This window comes from Mycolicibacterium iranicum, from assembly GCF_014190915.1.
GTDB classification, from domain to species: domain Bacteria; phylum Actinomycetota; class Actinomycetes; order Mycobacteriales; family Mycobacteriaceae; genus Mycobacterium; species Mycobacterium iranicum_B.
In genome coordinates, this window is sequence record NZ_JACHVU010000001.1 from 45,653 (window position 1) to 61,671 (window position 16,019).

At 69.3% G+C, this 16,019-nt stretch carries 13 protein-coding genes; 8 read left to right on the forward strand and 5 right to left on the reverse strand.

Annotation, left to right across the window (positions count from 1 at the left end):
* Positions 1-33: 33 nt before the first annotated feature.
* Together grpE and dnaK are read right to left on the reverse strand one after the other, a co-directional pair.
* The gene (gene grpE / locus FHR72_RS00245; protein ID WP_183465883.1) at positions 34-681 is read right to left on the reverse strand and encodes a nucleotide exchange factor GrpE; all 648 of its coding nucleotides are present in this window, start codon (positions 679-681) and stop codon (positions 34-36) included.
* Complete coding sequence (dnaK, locus tag FHR72_RS00250; RefSeq protein WP_183465891.1) at positions 678-2,558, reverse strand: molecular chaperone DnaK; 1,881 nt, start codon at positions 2,556-2,558, stop codon at positions 678-680. Before dnaK ends, grpE begins: the two co-directional genes overlap by 4 nt.
* A 239-nt stretch (positions 2,559-2,797) precedes the next feature.
* Here dnaK and FHR72_RS00255 point away from each other — a divergent pair, with 239 nt between their 5' ends.
* The 8 genes from FHR72_RS00255 (at position 2,798) to FHR72_RS00290 (ending at position 10,748) form a co-directional block, all read left to right on the forward strand.
* Positions 2,798-3,355, forward strand: a complete 558-nt coding sequence (locus FHR72_RS00255; protein WP_183465893.1) for a hypothetical protein — start codon at positions 2,798-2,800, stop codon at positions 3,353-3,355.
* Positions 3,356-3,527: 172 nt separating this feature from the next.
* On the forward strand, positions 3,528-4,904 hold the full coding sequence (locus FHR72_RS00260) for a mycothione reductase (RefSeq protein ID WP_183465895.1): 1,377 nt from the start codon (positions 3,528-3,530) through the stop codon (positions 4,902-4,904).
* Positions 4,901-6,298 (forward strand): glucose-6-phosphate dehydrogenase, encoded by a 1,398-nt coding sequence (gene zwf, locus FHR72_RS00265; protein ID WP_183465897.1) that lies wholly within the window; start codon positions 4,901-4,903, stop codon positions 6,296-6,298. The genes FHR72_RS00260 and zwf overlap by 4 nt, the downstream gene beginning before the upstream one ends.
* Complete coding sequence (locus FHR72_RS00270; RefSeq protein WP_183465899.1) at positions 6,291-8,084, forward strand: glycoside hydrolase family 15 protein; 1,794 nt, start codon at positions 6,291-6,293, stop codon at positions 8,082-8,084. The genes zwf and FHR72_RS00270 overlap by 8 nt, the downstream gene beginning before the upstream one ends.
* Before the next feature lie 14 nt (positions 8,085-8,098).
* Positions 8,099-8,722: a TIGR03085 family metal-binding protein gene (locus FHR72_RS00275; protein ID WP_183465901.1), complete on the forward strand. Its 624-nt coding sequence runs from the start codon at positions 8,099-8,101 to the stop codon at positions 8,720-8,722.
* 59 nt (positions 8,723-8,781) lie between these two features.
* On the forward strand, positions 8,782-9,714 hold the full coding sequence (locus tag FHR72_RS00280; RefSeq protein ID WP_183466536.1) for an LLM class F420-dependent oxidoreductase: 933 nt from the start codon (positions 8,782-8,784) through the stop codon (positions 9,712-9,714).
* A gap of 39 nt (positions 9,715-9,753) precedes the next feature.
* Positions 9,754-10,209 (forward strand): hypothetical protein, encoded by a 456-nt coding sequence (locus FHR72_RS00285; RefSeq protein WP_311736005.1) that lies wholly within the window; start codon positions 9,754-9,756, stop codon positions 10,207-10,209.
* Between the two features lie 26 nt (positions 10,210-10,235).
* A complete protein-coding gene (locus FHR72_RS00290) occupies positions 10,236-10,748 on the forward strand; it encodes a hypothetical protein (protein WP_183465905.1) in 513 nt (170 codons plus the stop codon).
* 1 nt (position 10,749) lies between these two features.
* On the opposite strand, the gene FHR72_RS00295 is transcribed toward FHR72_RS00290, so the two are convergent.
* Genes FHR72_RS00295 through iniA form a run of 3 tightly spaced genes read right to left on the reverse strand, consistent with a single transcriptional unit; the run spans position 10,750 to position 15,963 of the window.
* Positions 10,750-12,543 (reverse strand): Hsp70 family protein, encoded by a 1,794-nt coding sequence (locus FHR72_RS00295; protein WP_183465907.1) that lies wholly within the window; start codon positions 12,541-12,543, stop codon positions 10,750-10,752.
* 37 nt (positions 12,544-12,580) lie between these two features.
* Positions 12,581-14,086, reverse strand: coding sequence for a dynamin family protein (locus FHR72_RS00300; protein WP_183466537.1), 1,506 nt, complete (start codon positions 14,084-14,086; stop codon positions 12,581-12,583).
* 41 nt (positions 14,087-14,127) lie between these two features.
* Positions 14,128-15,963 carry an isoniazid-induced dynamin-like GTPase IniA gene (gene iniA / locus FHR72_RS00305; protein WP_183465909.1) on the reverse strand — a complete coding sequence of 612 codons (1,836 nt, stop codon included), beginning with the start codon at positions 15,961-15,963 and terminating at the stop codon, positions 14,128-14,130.
* Between the last annotated feature and the right edge of the window lie 56 nt (positions 15,964-16,019).

Sequence of the window (16,019 nt, forward strand, 5' to 3'; positions counted from 1 at the left end):
GTCACCTCCTCACCTGCTCGTCGTGATGTTCAATCAGTTCTCTGATTCTGAGGGCTGCGGCGCCGAAGCGTCGGCATTGCCCGCCCCGGACGCGTCGGGCACGGTGTCTGGAACTGTGTCGATGACACCGACCAGCGCATGCCGGACGACCTGGTCGCCGACCTTGTAGCCACGCCGCATCACGGTTCCGACGACGGGGTGCGTGCCCTCGCCCTCGTGCTGCACGGCCTCGTGCAACGCGGGGTCGAACGCGTCGCCCTCCTCGCCGAACCCCGAAAGCCCCAGTCCCTCAAGTGCGGTCGCGAGTTTGTCCGCGACCGACTTCAGGGGCCCGGCCTCCAGGTCACCGTGGCTGCGAGCGCGGTCGAGGTCGTCGAGCACCGGCAGCAGCTGAACCACTGCCGAGGCCTTGGCCCGTTCCGCGATCACCTGCTGATCTCGCAGCGTGCGCTTGCGGTAGTTGTCGTACTCCGCCTTGACCCGCTGCAGCGTCGACTTCAATTCGTCGAGCTCAGCGCTGCTCTCCGTGGCCCCGTCCGCGGCAGGGGCCCCCGCCTCCGACTCCGGCCCACTGGGGGCCGGGCCGGCGGCCGGGGACTCACGCACCTGTCCGGTCTCGGGATCGATGCGCCGCTTGTCGGTGACGGTGATCGGCTCGTCCTTACGATCGGCGTCGCTCACTTGCGCTCGCCGCCGTTCGGGTTGTCGTCCTCCACCACCTCGGCGTCGACCACGTCGTCGCCTCCGCCCGACGCGCCGGCGGAGTCACCACCGGCCGCGCCACCGGCGGCCTGCTCGGCCTGGGTGGCCTCGTAGATCGCCTGACCCAGGGCCTGGCTCTCCTCACCGAGCTTCTCCATGGCCGACTTGATGGCGGCGATGTCGGTGCCGGCGAGTGCGGTCTTGGCGTCGGCGATGGCGCCGTCGACCTTGGTCAGGGTGTCCTCGGGGACCTTGGAGCCGCCCTCGGCCTCTCGCTGCTCCTTGACGAACTTCTCCGTCTGGTAGACCAGCGACTCGGCCTGGTTGCGGACGTCGGCCTCTTCGCGACGCTGACGATCCTCGTCGGCGTGCGCCTCGGCGTCCTTGATCATCCGGTCGATCTCCTCCTTGGACAGGCCGGAGCCTTCCTGGATCTTGATCGTGTTCTCCTTGCCGGTGCCCTTGTCCTTGGCGGTGACGTGCACGATGCCGTTGGCGTCGATGTCGAAGGTGACCTCGATCTGCGGGACACCGCGCGGGGCCGGCGGGATGCCGGTCAGCTCGAACGAGCCGAGCAGCTTGTTGTGCGAAGCGATCTCGCGCTCACCCTGGAACACCTGGATCTGCACCGAGGGCTGATTGTCGTCGGCCGTGGTGAAGGTCTCCGAGCGCTTGGTCGGGATCGTGGTGTTGCGTTCGATGAGCTTGGTCATCACGCCACCCTTGGTCTCGATACCGAGCGACAGCGGTGTGACGTCCAGCAACAGAACGTCTTTGACCTCACCCTTGAGCACGCCGGCCTGCAGGGCGGCGCCGACCGCGACGACCTCGTCGGGGTTGACGCCCTTGTTGGGCTCCTTGCCGCCGGTGAGCTCCTTGACCAGGTCGGTCACCGCGGGCATGCGGGTGGAGCCACCGACCAGCACGACGTGGTCGATGTCGCCGACGGCGATGCCGGCGTCCTTGATCACGGACTGGAACGGCTTGCGCGTGCGGTCCAGCAGATCCTGGGTGATGCGCTGGAACTCCGAGCGGGTCAGCTGCTCGTCGAGGAACAACGGGTTCTTGTCGGCGTCGACCGTGATGTAGGGCAGGTTGATCGACGTGCTCTGCGAGGAGCTCAGTTCGATCTTGGCCTTCTCGGCGGCCTCACGCAGCCGCTGCATCGCCATCTTGTCCTTGGTCAGGTCGATTCCGCTGGTGTTCTTGAACTTGTCGACCAGCCATTCGACGATCCGGTCGTCCCAGTCGTCGCCACCGAGGTGGTTGTCGCCGGAGGTGGCACGCACCTCGACGACGCCTTCGCCGATCTCCAGCAGGGACACGTCGAACGTGCCGCCACCGAGGTCGAAGACCAGGATGGTCTGTTCCTTCTCGCCCTTGTCCAGGCCGTAGGCCAGCGCTGCGGCGGTCGGCTCGTTGACGATGCGCAGCACGTTGAGGCCGGCGATCTGACCGGCGTCCTTGGTGGCCTGACGCTGGGCGTCGTTGAAGTACGCGGGCACCGTGATGACGGCGTCGGCGATGTCCTCACCCAGGTAGCTCTCGGCGTCACGCTTGAGCTTCATCAGCACGCGGGCGCTGATCTCCTGAGGGGTGTAGTTCTTGCCGTCGATCTCCACGGACCAGTCGGTGCCGATCTCGCGCTTGACCGAACGGATGGTCCGGTCCACGTTCGTCACCGCCTGGTTCTTGGCGGGCTGGCCGACCAGCACCTCGCCGTTGCGCGCGAACGCGACGACCGACGGGGTGGTCCGGGAGCCCTCGGAGTTGGCGACGACGACGGGATCGCCACCCTCCAGCACTGCGACGACGGAGTTGGTGGTCCCGAGGTCGATACCGACCGCACGAGCCATAGTTACTGCCTCCTGAATAGAACGATTTCGTGTACTGAGTGCACCGCGCTCAAGACTGCTCCCGACACCGCATTCGTGTCAAGCCGAACTTGAGTCTGATTCACTCAACTGTCGATGGGGTCAACGGGCCTGTTGCGGATTTTGTTCCCGGGGGGGACACCCGCTGGCGCCGAAACCCGTCCCGATCCCAGGCGAGTCACTCCAGTCACTCACGTCACATGCTGCGTAGGCTGGCGGCGATGAGAAGGCGTCTGCTCGCGACCACGGGTGCGCTCGCATGCGCCGTCGCGGTCGTGGGCTGCTCGTCGACCGTCGACGGCACCGCCACCCGCAGCCCCGATTCCTTCGCCGAGCCGGAGTTCCCGACACCGCGACCCAGCGGGCCCACGACTGCGCCACCGGCCCCGCCGCCCAGCAGTGCGCCCGCACCCGCCCCGAGCGCACCCCGTCCGTCCGGCGGCGAGGTGCTGCAGCCGCAGAACGGCTTCGTGTTCGTCCAGACCAAGACCGGCAAGACCCGCTGCCAGCTCGACGAGCAGGAGGTGGGCTGCGAATCGGCGTTCACCAACGCCCCCGAGGTCGACGGCAGCCCGGCCAACGGCGTCCGGTTGAGCGCCGGCGGGGACCTGAGCTGGGTGCTGGGGAATCTCGGCGCCATTCCGGCGGTGACGCTGGACTACCGGACGTACTCCGCGGTCGGGTGGACCATCGAGGCCGACGAGAACGGCACCCGATTCACCAATGACGGCACCGGCCGCGGCATGGTGATCAGCGTCGAAGGCGTCGAGGCGTTCTGACCCCCAGCGTTCTGACCCCCAGCGTTCTGACCCCCAGCGTTCTGACCCCCAGCGTTCTGACCCCCAGCGTTCTGACCCCCAGCGTTCTGACCCTCAGCGTTCTGACCCCCGCGTCACACACGGGTCACCTGGGCGGGGTTTGACCTCGAACCCGATCAGGGAACACAGGCGGGTGCGCACACACGATCTGATCGTCATCGGCGCGGGCTCGGGGAACATGGTCATCGACGACGACTTCGCCGACCTCGACGTGGCCATCGTCGACAACCGGAAGTTCGGCGGCACGTGCGTCAACTACGGCTGCATCCCGTCGAAGATGCTGTCCTACACCGCCCAGATCGCGGACACCGTCGCCGGTGCCGGCCGGTTCGGTGTCGACGCGGACATGCGCGGAATGCGCTGGGACGAGGTCCGCGACCGGGTCTTCGGGCGCACCGACGCCGTGGCCGCCGACGGTGAGCAGGGCCGCCGGGACAGCGATTTCATCACCGTCTACGACGGACACGCGCGCTTCACCGCGCCCGGCCAGCTCCAGATCTCGACCGACGGCGACCCGGTCGACGTCAGCGCACCGCGGATCGTCATCGCCGCCGGCGGGCGCCCCGTCGTCCCGGACGCCGTCGCCGAGTCGGGGGTGCCCTTCGAGACGTCCGACACCGTCATGCGCCTCGACGCGCCGCCGGAACACCTCGCCGTCCTCGGCGGGGGCTACATCGCCGCCGAGCTGGCGCACGTCTTCGCCGCAGCGGGGAGCAGGGTCACGATCATCGAGAAATCGGGACAGCTGCTGGGTGGACCCCAGGACGAGGCGGTGCGCACCGCCTACACAGACCTGATGCGCTCGCAGTACGACCTGAGGTGCGGCGCCGAAGTCTCCGAGATCACCGGCGGCGCAGGCGATATCGTCATCACCTTGACCGACGGATCGCAGGTGCGCGCCGACACGCTCCTGGTGGCGGCGGGGCGGCACTCCAACAGCGACCGGCTCGACGTCGAGAAGGGCGATCTGCAGACCTACGAGGACGGTCGCATCGTGGTCGACGAATACTGCCGCGCCACCGTCGAGGGCGTCTACGCGCTCGGCGACGTCAGCACCTCCGTGCCGCTCAAGCACGTCGCCAACCGCGAGGCCGCCGCAGTCAAGCACAACCTGCTGCACCCCGACGACCTGCGCGAGGTCAGCCACGACCTCGTCCCGTCGGCAGTGTTCACCAATCCCCAGATCGCATCCATCGGCCGTACCGAGAAGAGTTGCCGCGACGACGATCTCGACTACCGCGTCGGCATCGCCGAGTACTCGGAGGTGGCCTACGGGTGGGCGATGGAGGACACCACGGGGTTGTGCAAAGTGCTCGCGACCCCCGACGGCACCATTCTGGGCGCGCACATCCTCGGCGCCCAGGCAGCCACGCTCATCCAGCTCTTCGTCGTCGCGATGAACTTCGGCATCACCGCCGACGAACTCGCCGACAAGCCCTACTGGATCCACCCCGCCCTGACCGAGGTCGTCGAGAACGCCCTGCTGCAACTACGGAAGTCGGACTCGTGACTGATCCCATCGTCCTCGTACTGTTCGGCGCACGCGGAGACTTGGCGCGCCGCATGCTCTTTCCGAGCCTGTACCGCCTCGCTGCCGCCGGCAGACTCCCGCAGGAGTACCGCATCATCGGCTCGGGCCGCTCCTCCCCCGACAGCATCGAGGAGTTCCGCGACTCCGTGCGCGACGGGCTGTCCGAGTCCGTCAAGAAGGTCGACGACACGGTCGTCGAGGACCTGGTGGGCCGGCTGTCCTTCCAATCCGCCAGTGACGACGACGGTACGGACCTCGCCGCGAAAGTCCGTGAGGCGCAGGGCGAGCTCGGCGACGGTGTGCAGACGCTGATCTACCTGTCGGTCCCGCCGTCGGCGATGCAGTCGATGATCGAGATGCTCGGCAGGGAAGGCCTCACCGACGGCGCCCGCCTCATCGTCGAGAAGCCGTTCGGCACCGACCTCGCGAGCTCGCGGAAACTCGGCGCAGCCACCGAGGCGGTCGCCGACGAGGACCGGATCTACCGCATCGACCACTTCCTGGGCAAGGAAGCCGTCCAGAACATCCTGGCACTGCGCTTCGCCAACGGGCTGCTCGAACCGTCCTGGAACAGAAGCCATGTCGAGTCGGTGCAGATCGACGTCCCGGAGGACCTCGCCCTGGAGGGCCGGGGCAGCTTCTACGAGTCGACGGGCTGTTTCCGCGACATGGTGTCCACGCATCTGTGCCAGGTACTCGGGTTCCTGGCGATGGAACCGCCCGCGTCGCTGGATTCCGACGCCCTGCGCAACGCCAAAGCCGCGGTGTTCGAACAGATGCGGCCGCTCGACCCGTCCCGGGTGGTCTTCGGTCAGTACAACGGCTACCGCGACGAGGACGGTGTCGACGACGACTCCGAGGTCGAGACGCTCGTGGCCCTCGAGGCCTTCGTCGACAACGACCGCTGGCGTGATGTGCCGTTCTATCTGCGCACCGGAAAGGCGATGGGGGACAATCGCAGAACCGTCACCCTGACCTTCCGCAGGCCGGCCCCCGACCTGTTCGGCGACAGCCGTCCGCGCCCCGATCAGCTGGTTCTGGACCTGACCTCCACACCGTCGGCGATCCTCGAGCTGAACGCCAAGCTGCCGGGCCCCGACCTGGCCGTGGCCCCGGTGAGCTCGGAGTTGCAGCTCACCCCCGACGACCACGAGGACGACGGCCTCGACGCCTACGAACGTCTGCTGCTCGACGTCATGCGCGGCGACCAGACGCTGTTCGCCCGTTCCGACGAGGTCGACCGGCTGTGGCAGGTGTGCCAACCGGTCTTGGACAACCCGCCGGCCGTGCAGCCGTACGACATGGGCTCCTGGGGACCCGACGCCGCGGTGACGCTGCCGGGCCCCGGCGGCTGGCGATTGCCCGATGACTGACGGCCCCGCCATCGCGGAGCACGGCCTCATCGGAGATCTGCGCACCTGCGCACTCGTCGGCACCGACGGCACCGTCGACTGGTTCTGCGCGCCCCGCTTCGACTCGCCCAGCGTGTTCGGCGCGGTGCTCGACCCCGACCGCGGTGGCAGCTGGCGGCTCGACACCCTGTGCGAGCACAGCCGAACCCACCAGTTCTACTTCCCCGAATCCGCCACGCTCGTCACCCGGTTCCTCACCGACGACGGCGTCGTCGAGGTCCACGACTTCATGCCGATCGGCGGTGGCGACCGTCAGCGGTTGGTGCGCCGCCTGGTCGCGGTGCGCGGCACGACCCGGATGCGCATGTGCCTCGACGCTCGACCCGACTACGGCAGAACGACATTCGCGGTCGAGGCGACCGCGCGGGCCGTGGACTTCCGCACCGAAGACCTCCGGATGCGGCTGACGTCCTCGACCGAACTCACCGTCGTCGACGGCGTGGTCGCCGCCGAGATGACGTTGACGACCGGGGAGACGGCCGAGTTCGTCCTGGAGGTGCTCGGCGCCGACGATTCCGCCGACGCCGCCGGCGGGACCGACGACGTCGAGGAGCTGTTCACCGCGACCGCAGAGTTCTGGCGGACCTGGCTGGCGCAGTCCCGCTACGAGGGACGCTGGCGCGAGATGGTGGAGCGCTCGGCCATCACCCTGAAGCTGCTCACCCATCAGCCGACGGGTGCGATCATCGCCGCACCCACCACGAGTCTTCCCGAACGTGTTGGCGGCGAACGCAATTGGGACTACCGCTATGTGTGGATGCGGGATGCGGGCTTCAGCCTGTACGCGCTGCTGCGGCTCGGGTTCAACGAGGAGGCCAACGCCTTCATCGAATGGCTGTCCCAACGGCTCGGCCGCGGCCAACGCGAGAAGGACGGCCTCGGGCCGCTGCGCGTGCTCTACGACATCGACGGCAACGAGCCCGTGGAGGAGTTCCGGCTCGACCACCTGCGCGGGCACGCCGGCTCGGCGCCGGTGCGGGTCGGCAACGCCGCCGTCGAGCAGTTGCAGCTCGACATCTACGGCGACCTCATCGATTCGGTGTACCTGTTCGACAAATACGGTCCCGGGATCAGCTACGACGCGTGGTCCGACGTCGTCTTCGTCATCGACTGGCTGGTGGACAACTGGACCCGCGACGACGCCGGTATGTGGGAGATCCGCGATCAGGCCCGCCCCCACACCACGTCCCGGCTGATGTGCTGGGTCGCGCTGGAACGTGCCATCCGCATCGCCCGCCGACGCGGCCTGCCGGCCGATCTGGTGACGTGGACGGCCACCCGCGACGAGATCTACCACCGCATCATGACCAAATCGTGGAACTCGGATCTGCAGGCCTTCACCCAGGTGGAGGGCGGCGACCGCCTCGACGCCGGCGTCCTGCTGATGCCGATGGTCAAGTTCATCTCGCCGGCCGACCCCCGCTTCCTGTCGACACTGGAGGCCGTCGAGCGGGAGCTGGTCACCGACAGCCTGGTGTTCCGCTACGACCCGGCCACCGACGGCCTGGACGGTGACGAAGGCACCTTCTCCCTGTGCACCTTCTGGTACGTCGAGGCGCTCACCCGGGCCGGGCGTCTGCGCGATGCGCAGCTGGCCCTGGAGAAGATGTTCACCTACGCCAACCACGTCGGTCTCTACGCTGAGCAGGTCAGCGCGACCGGAGACCAGGTCGGTAACTTTCCTCAGGCATTCACCCACCTGTCGCTGATCAGCGCGGCCATCAACCTCGACCGCGCCCTGGGCTGAACGAAAGGCAGATCATGACCGTTGCGCAACGCGAGCGCGCCGCCCTGGTGGCGACGTTCCGCGACACCCCGCCCGACGCCCCCACGCTGTGCGAAGGCTGGGACGTCCGGGATCTGACCGCCCATCTCGTCGTCCGGGAACGACGGCTCGACGCCGCACCGGGGATCCTGATACCGGCCTTCGCCGACTACACCGAGCGGGTCCAGGAGCGCACCGCCGCCTCCACCGACTGGGACGTGCTGCTGGGCCAGGTCGCCGACGGCCCACCGGTGTACTCGCCGTTCAAGGTGCTCGATCCGGTGGCCAACCCCGCCGAGATGTTCATCCACCACGAGGATGTCCGCCGCGCCCAGGGCGACTGGGAGCCGCGGCCCCTCGACGAGGAGACCACCGGAGCGCTGCGCAGGCCCGTCGCGATGATGGCCCGGATGACGCTGCGCAAGGCCCCGGCCAAAGTCGTCCTGCGCACCCCGCAGGGCGACACGCTGGCGACGGTCGGGCGCGGACCGGAGGTGTCGGTGACCGGTGACACCGGCGAGTTGCTGATGTTCGCTGCCGGCCGCGATCAGGCGTGGGTGTCGTTCGACGGCGCCCCCGAGGTGATCGAGCGGCTCAAGCAGGCCCGCGGCGGGCTGTGAGCCTAGGGTGGGAAAGCGTGGCTGAGACAAATCCGGTGACAACCGCGGCGTCGACCCCTGTGGATTTCCGCGTCTTCGTCGAACCCCAGCAGGGCGCCGGCTACGCCGATCAGCTCGCTGTCGCCCAGACTGCCGAGCGGGCGGGCTATTCGGCGTTCTTCCGCTCCGACCACTACGTCGCGATGGCCGGCGACGGGCTGCCGGGCCCGACAGATTCGTGGGTGACGCTGGCCGGCCTGGCGCGTGAGACCTCGTCGATCCGGCTGGGCACGATGGTGACCTCGGCGACCTTCCGGCACCCCGGACCGCTGGCGATCTCGGTGGCCCAGGTCGACGAGATGAGCGGCGGCCGTGTCGAATTCGGGATCGGCGCCGGCTGGTTCGAGGCTGAGCACAAGGCCTACGCCATTCCGTTCCCCGCCCTCGGAGAGCGTTTCGACCGGCTCACCGAGCAGCTGGAGATCATCACCGGGCTGTGGGCGACCCCGCAGGGTGAGACCTTCGACTACGCCGGGCGGCACTACACCATCAGTGAGTCACCCGCCCTGCCCAAGCCGGCGCAGAACCCGCATCCGCCGATCATCATCGGCGGCGGTGGCGCCAAGCGGACCCCGGCCCTGGCGGCGCGCTTCGCCGACGAGTTCAACATCCCGTTCGTTCCTCTGGAGACGCTGACCGAGCAGTACGCCCGGGTGGCTGCGGCCGTCGAGAAACAGGGCCGAGACAAGGACTCCCTGACCTATTCGGCGGCGTTCGTGGTGTGCGTCGGGCGCGACGAGGACGAGATCGCCCGCCGTGCCGCCGCGATCGGCCGAGAGGTCGACGAGCTGCGCTCCAATTCGCCGGCCGTCGGAACGCCCGGCGAGGTCGTCGACAAGCTGGGCCCGTTCCTGGAAGCCGGGGTGCAGCGGGTCTACCTGCAGGTCCTGGACATGTCCGATCTGGACCACGTCGAGTTCTTCGCCGAGCAGATCGTGCCCCAGATCGGCTGACCCGGACGGCATGGCTGGTCACGGCTACTATCGGTGCCCGTGACCCGACGGGACGACGACTCCGCGGAGGTGCCGCCCACCGCGTGGCACAACCGGACGTCGACTCTGCTCGGCGCCAGCGTCGCCGCCGTGGCGGCCCTCGCGGTCCTGTTCGGCGTGATCTCGTGGGTGTCCCGGGAGTTCACCGAGCCCGAGCAGGCCCCGCTCTATTACATCCCGCCCTCGTCGTCGTCGGCGACCGGCGGCAGCGAATCGGCGACCCCGACGACGACGGGCACGATCACCAGCACCAGCCCCCCGATGACCAGCGACATCAATCCGGATGCGACGACGACGACGACAACAACCACCACGTCGGAGTCGGAGTCGTCCCGTCGCTCCACCACCCGCGCCCCCCGGACCACCGAGGAGGATGGCGGAGGCGACGACGAACCGGAAACCACCCGCAACCGCCCGCGGACCAACGTGACACGCACGCTGTACCCCGGAACGTAAGCGCCGAGCGCCTACTATCGATCTTCGTGGCGCGATACGGCGATTCTGACGACCAGAACTACTACTCCGAAGATGAGCCGACCCAGCTCAGCAACTACGGCTACGGCGATTACGACCAGCCCCCGCCGCCCGAGGACGCGGCTGAGGCGCCCTGGTACCGCAAACCCGTCGCGTTGGTGTCCTTCGGCGCCGTCGGCGCGGTCCTGATCGCCCTGATCGTGTTCGGGCTGGCCAAGGCCATCACCGGTGACGACGCCGAAACCACCCCCACCACGACGCTGACTCCGCTGACCACGACGTCCGCTCCCGCGGTGGCTCCGCCGGCCACGGTGACCGACACCGAGAGCGCCACCGAGACCACCACCACGGAACCGACGACGACGACCACCACCACCACCGAGCCGACCACGACGACGACCACCACGACGACGACGCCGAGCACGACGGTGAGTACCAGCACGAGCACCAGCACGGTCACTCAGACCGAGACGCAGACCCAGACGGTGACAGAACCTCCGGCGGTGCCGCCGGCTCCGTGAGCTAGCAGACCGCTTCCGGCGTCGGTACGCATTCAGCGGCCGGCGCCGTGGGTTCGACCACCACCGGCGACTCCTCGACAACGGGCTCCGGCGCAGGTTCGGGTTCAGGTGCCGGCTCAGGCGCAGGCTCGGGTTCAGGTGCCGGCGCGGGCTCAGGCGCGGGCTCGGGCTCGGGTGCCGGCTCAGGTTCGGGCGCGGGCTCAGGCTCCGGAGACGGCGTGGGCGTCGGTGTCGGTTCTGCGGACGGCGTCGGGGTCGGCGTCGGCGTGGGTGCGGTCGTCGTCGGAGGCGCCGTCGTCGTGGGCGGCGGCGTGGACGTCGTCGCGGGGGGTGGTGGAACCTGCTGCGGCGCAGCCTGTTTCGTCACCACCTGCTTCGGGAGAGCCGGCCGCTGGGGCGCGGCCTGACCGACCCGCGGCGCCGGAGCGCTCGCGGCCACGGTCTCGGTCACCGTCTGCGGGGCGGGCGCCGCCGGGGGTGGGTCCATCGGCTTTGTCGCGACCGGTGTCGCGATCTCGGAGGTACCCGCCTCGGCAGGTCCGGCCTGCCCGACCTGCGACGTCAGCACCAGGCCGGTGGCCGCCATCGCGGCGAAACACGCTGCGGCGGCGAACAGGATGCCGGGACGCCGGTACCACGCCAGCGGCTCAAGGTCAGGGCCGTCTGTGACCTCGGGCTCGAAGTGCACACCGGGGCGCGCGTAGGACGTGTCGAACGCGGGCTCCCCGGCGTCGGGGAGGTCCATGCCCTCGGCGGCGGCCAGGTCCACGGTCTCGGCAGACCACGCCAGCGCAGGCACCACCGCCGCCACCGTCGGCGTCAGCGCGGTGGCCGGGGCGGGCACGTACTGCGTGGCCGCATCATGGCCGGCGCCACGCACCGCGACCAGCTCGGCGCCAGTGGCCGCCGCGGACTGCGCGGCGGGCACGGTGATCACCGGTCGTCGCAATGCTTCCGAAAGTCGTTGTGTGACAAGAGGTATCCGTGCTCCGCCACCGACGGTCGCGATCGCGGCGAGGTGGGCCGGAGCGACGCCTTGGCGGTACAGCGCATCGGTCAGCGCGCCGACGAAGTCGTCCAGCGGTCCGGCGATCAGCGACTCCAACTCCGGACGGGTCAGCCGCACGGGCCCCGTGGCGCCCCTCAGACTCGTCGCGGTGTCGAAGGACAGACGCTCCTTGGCGACCCGGCTCTGTGCGCGCAGGTCGGCCAGGGACGCCACCGCCGCCGTCCCGGTGTGATCGGCGTCGAGGTCGGTGAGCACATGCGCGAGCAGCGCCCTGTCCACCAGGTCCCCCGAGAAGACGTCCACCCGGGTGGTCGGCGCGATCGGCGCGAATCCGCTTCCCGCATTGACCAGCGTGATGCTGCTTCCCCCCGCACCGAAGTCGCACAGCGCGATGACCCCGGAAGCCGGCAGCCCGCGGCCCGCCTGCAGCGCGGTCAGGGCGGCCACGGCATCGGAGATGACGGTGGCGTGCGGAACCGCGGCACGGAACGCGGCCACGACGGATTCGGACCAGTGCGCGGGCACCGCGACGGCGACCGCGTCCGGGCGTCGGTGTGGGCGGGCCAGGCGCGTGACGTCCTCGATGGCAGCGGCGGCCAGGGCCTCGGCCCGGTGGATCGAATGGTCGGCGAGCACGAGCGGAACGGGATCGCCGATGCGCTCCACGAAGCCGGACACCGTCAACCCCGACGGCACCGTGACCGTCGACGGCCGCACCGTCGACCGCCCGTCGGCCACTGCGATCACAGTGGCCGTGCCCAGGGAGATGCCCAGCGAATCGCGCATACCTGTACGTCGTCGCGGGGGGCCGAAACGTTAGGCGTCAGCGACTGTGACGTGCATAGTCCGCGACGATCGCCTCGGCGCTGCGCACCGCCGCCCGGCACGCCCGCGCGGTGAACGGGTCGTTGAGCGGATGGTCAGCCCGTCGACGCCACCGCTGAGCTGCGGCGAAGGCCGCGCGTGGCCCGTCGTCCTCGGCCCCCGGCTGCAGTCCGAGCCGGCTGGCGACGTCGGTCCCCGAACCGCCGATCACGCGCCGCAGCGATGCCATCTCGTCGTCGTTGAGCGTGGTCGGCCGGGACCGCAGCTGGCTGAGCAGACGCAACTCCTCGAACGCGTGCGTGTCGGCCAGCAGCGGGTCGATGTCGGCGAGGATGCGGGGCGTCGCGTAGACGGGGTTGCGTTGCACGAACTGCCTCAGCGACAGCAGCGCGGTGTGCGCCTTGAGTAGATCGGAGCGCTGGGCGAACTGCTGGTCGATCACGTCGCGCAGTGCGACCAGCCCGCTGCGTTCGAGCAGTTCCTCGGCCAGCGCCACCGAGTCGCCGACGCCGGCGCGCAGCACCGCGATCGAGATGCGCAGCCCGAACATCCCGAACCGGTCCAGCAGCGCCGCGCGGGTGGCGGCATCAACAGGCAGTGCCGGGCTTCCTCCGGTGTCCTCGCGCACGAAGCGGTCCACCGACAGCATCGCCTTGGCCAGCTCGGCGGGGTCCATCCCGGCCAGCTTCTCCAGCGCGGCGAACTCGCGCTGCCGCAGCGTGCGCGCGGTCAACGCGAGCAGGCCGGACACCGGGACCACCGCCTGGCAGATGCCGGTTCGCTCCATCTCGGTGGTGAAGCGCTGCGCGACGTCCTTGGCCGACATCATCGCGTCGATACGGCCCGCACCGATCTCGTCGGCGCGGGAGGCGACCCCGATGACACCCAGTGCTCCCGACGAACCGCCGACGAGCTCGCCGATCTGCTTCAGCAGCGCGGTGTCGGCCGCGTTGAGCGTCCGCAGCAGGAAGACCACCGCGTCCACCCGCGGCACACCGTCGTCGGGCACCAGCAGACGCAGCGTGCGCGCCGACACGTCCCGCGACAGCGACGACGTGCCCGGGGTGTCGATGATCGTCGCGTCGACCAGCTCGGCAGCCGGCCATTCGACGTCGAGGTCCAGGACGTCGTCGGGGTCGAGCCGGGCGAAGTCGAACGTCAGACCGCCTTCGTGGGGATCCCGCGCGATGGGCACGTCGGAGCGGCGGCCGCCGCGGTGGTTGGCGGTCACCTTCGGGGTGGGTCCGTGCCGGAACCAGGTCACGATGCGGGTGGCCTCGGTGGCGTCCGTCGGCGCGATGGTGTCGCCGACGAGGGCGTTGACCAGGGTGGACTTCCCGGCTTTGAGGGTGCCCGCCAACGCGATTCGCATGGGCTGGTTCAGCCGGTGACCGATACGCTGCAGCTCGTCGTGGACGTCGGGGCGCTGCCTGTAGGCAGGGTCGGACCGGTAGGCGGCGATGGTGCCGCCGAGGATCGCCCGCACATGATCGCTGGTGCTCAGGGTTCGCCGTTTCTGTCCGCCCGACTGCTGACCCTCCGAGCTTAGTGAGCGGGGGCCACCGCGGGGGCGTCGATCCTGTCGGCGTGCTCGATCACCTGGCGCAGGATGTTGCGCTGCCGCTCGAGTTCTTTGGTGCGGGCGTTGCGCTCGGTCTCTTCGACCTTGGCCGCGGCGAGTGTGGCCTGCAGGGACTCGTTCAACGAGCGGGTGGTCTGGTTGGCGATGTCGCGGTAGTGGTCGCGCAGTTGGCGCTGGATGCCTTTGAGCCGGTCGCGGGATTCCTTGCCGACGGTGAACGCGACGTCGTCGACGAAGCGGCGCACGTTGGTCTTGGCGTCGTTGCGCACCCGCAGCATCCGGTTCTCCATGTCCTCCTTGTAGGCCTTGCGGCCCAGGAGGAACCCGGCCCCCAGCGACAGCGGGTTGAACATGCCCAGCCCGGCGAACGAAGTCAGCATGCCGAACATCAGGATGCCGCCGTAGGAACCGCGCATCCCGGTCACCACCTTGTGACCGAACTTCAACGGCTTGGCCTCAAGCTGTGCCAGAGAACGGAATTCACCCAGCTCGGCACCCATGTCCCGGGCGTCGATCGTGGGCATCCGCACGGCGTCCAGCCCGGCCTCCATGAACGTCCTGGCGACCTCGGCGGCCAGCGCTTCGGCGCGCTGGTAGGCCCAGACGAAGTTGTCACCGACGGCCGTGGCGACGGCGTCTTCGAGCTCGGCGCCGATCTCCGCCCAGTGCAGCGTCGGGTCCCCGGTGTCGATGACCTTCTCGGTGTGAAAAGTGATGGTGCGGAAGCGCTGTCGCAGATCGTGGTCGACGTCGGCGGTCAGGTCGGCGATGCCGTCGTTGAGCACCTGTTGCCACAGCGCGGTCTGCTGCAGCGCGTCCTGCGCCTCCTGCTTGCGGCGTTCCAGTTCGGCGGTCAGCCGGTCCCTGGTGTGCGGGTCGTTGAGGGCGGACAGCTCCGACTCCACCGCCATCTTCAGATGTTCTGCGGCGGCGCGGATCTCGGCGACCGCGTGCTGACGGACGCGCCCCTGCTGACGGGACAGCACCTCCTCGGAGAGGAACTTCACGATCGCCGGGAAGTTCGACTCCTCGTTGAGTTCCTTGTCGTTGAGCGCGACGGCGTGGCTGCGCAGCGTCGACGACACCGGGATCAGCGGTGTGTCGACCCCGGCACGGCGCAGATGTCCGGTGTTGGCGTCGACGATCTCGCGCCAGTGCGGGTACAGGTCGGTCTTGGTGGCGACCAGCACGGCCACCGGGCACACCTCGAGGGCCTGCCGCAGGAACGTCATCTCGGGTTCGGTGAACTCCTGGCTGGTGTCGCTGATCATCAGCATGGCGTCGGCGTCGGGCAGCAGGCCCAGCGTCGCGGACAGGTGCGGTTGACCGTGACCGCCGACTCCCGGGGTGTCGATGAACGTCAGCCCGCTCTTGAGCAGCGGGCTGGGCGCCGTCACCTCGACGCGCAGCACCTCGCGGCCGCCGGCCTGCGGCGCGCGCCGCAGGTCGGTGCGCAGGTCCGCGGTCGGGATGTCGATGAGCTCGGGTTCCTCGCCGTCGGGGCGGGCCACCACCAGCCGCGCCGAGGCCTCCTCGCCGTAGGACACCACGGTGGCCAGCACCGTGGACTCGTCGTCGCCGACCCGGGCCACCGGCATGTTCAGCAGCGAGTTCAGCAGTTGACTCTTGCCCTGCTTGAGCTGGCCTGCGATCACGACACGGATCTGCGGATCGCTGATGCGCTTCTCGGCGCGTCCGAGCCGGTCCACCAGGTCGCCGCGGTCCTGGGTGGCTGCGATCTTCCTGGTGTGGTCGATGAGCTCGAGGACGACCTTCTTGGGGTCGGGCGGCTGCGTCATGGCGTTCCTGGGTCTCGTGCCGATACGGGTGTGGGGCCGGGCGTGGTTCAACGGTA

Excerpts from the sequence above, each read along its gene's own strand:
- dnaK (WP_183465891.1), bottom strand. The coding sequence starts at position 2,558 with ATGGCTCGTGCGGTCGGTATCGACCTCGGGACCACCAACTCCGTCGTC.
- FHR72_RS00255 (WP_183465893.1), top strand. The coding sequence starts at position 2,798 with ATGAGAAGGCGTCTGCTCGCGACCACGGGTGCGCTCGCATGCGCCGTC.
- FHR72_RS00270 (WP_183465899.1), top strand. The coding sequence starts at position 6,291 with ATGACTGACGGCCCCGCCATCGCGGAGCACGGCCTCATCGGAGATCTG.
- FHR72_RS00275 (WP_183465901.1), top strand. The coding sequence starts at position 8,099 with ATGACCGTTGCGCAACGCGAGCGCGCCGCCCTGGTGGCGACGTTCCGC.
- FHR72_RS00295 (WP_183465907.1), bottom strand. The coding sequence starts at position 12,543 with ATGCGCGATTCGCTGGGCATCTCCCTGGGCACGGCCACTGTGATCGCA.
- iniA (WP_183465909.1), bottom strand. The coding sequence starts at position 15,963 with ATGACGCAGCCGCCCGACCCCAAGAAGGTCGTCCTCGAGCTCATCGAC.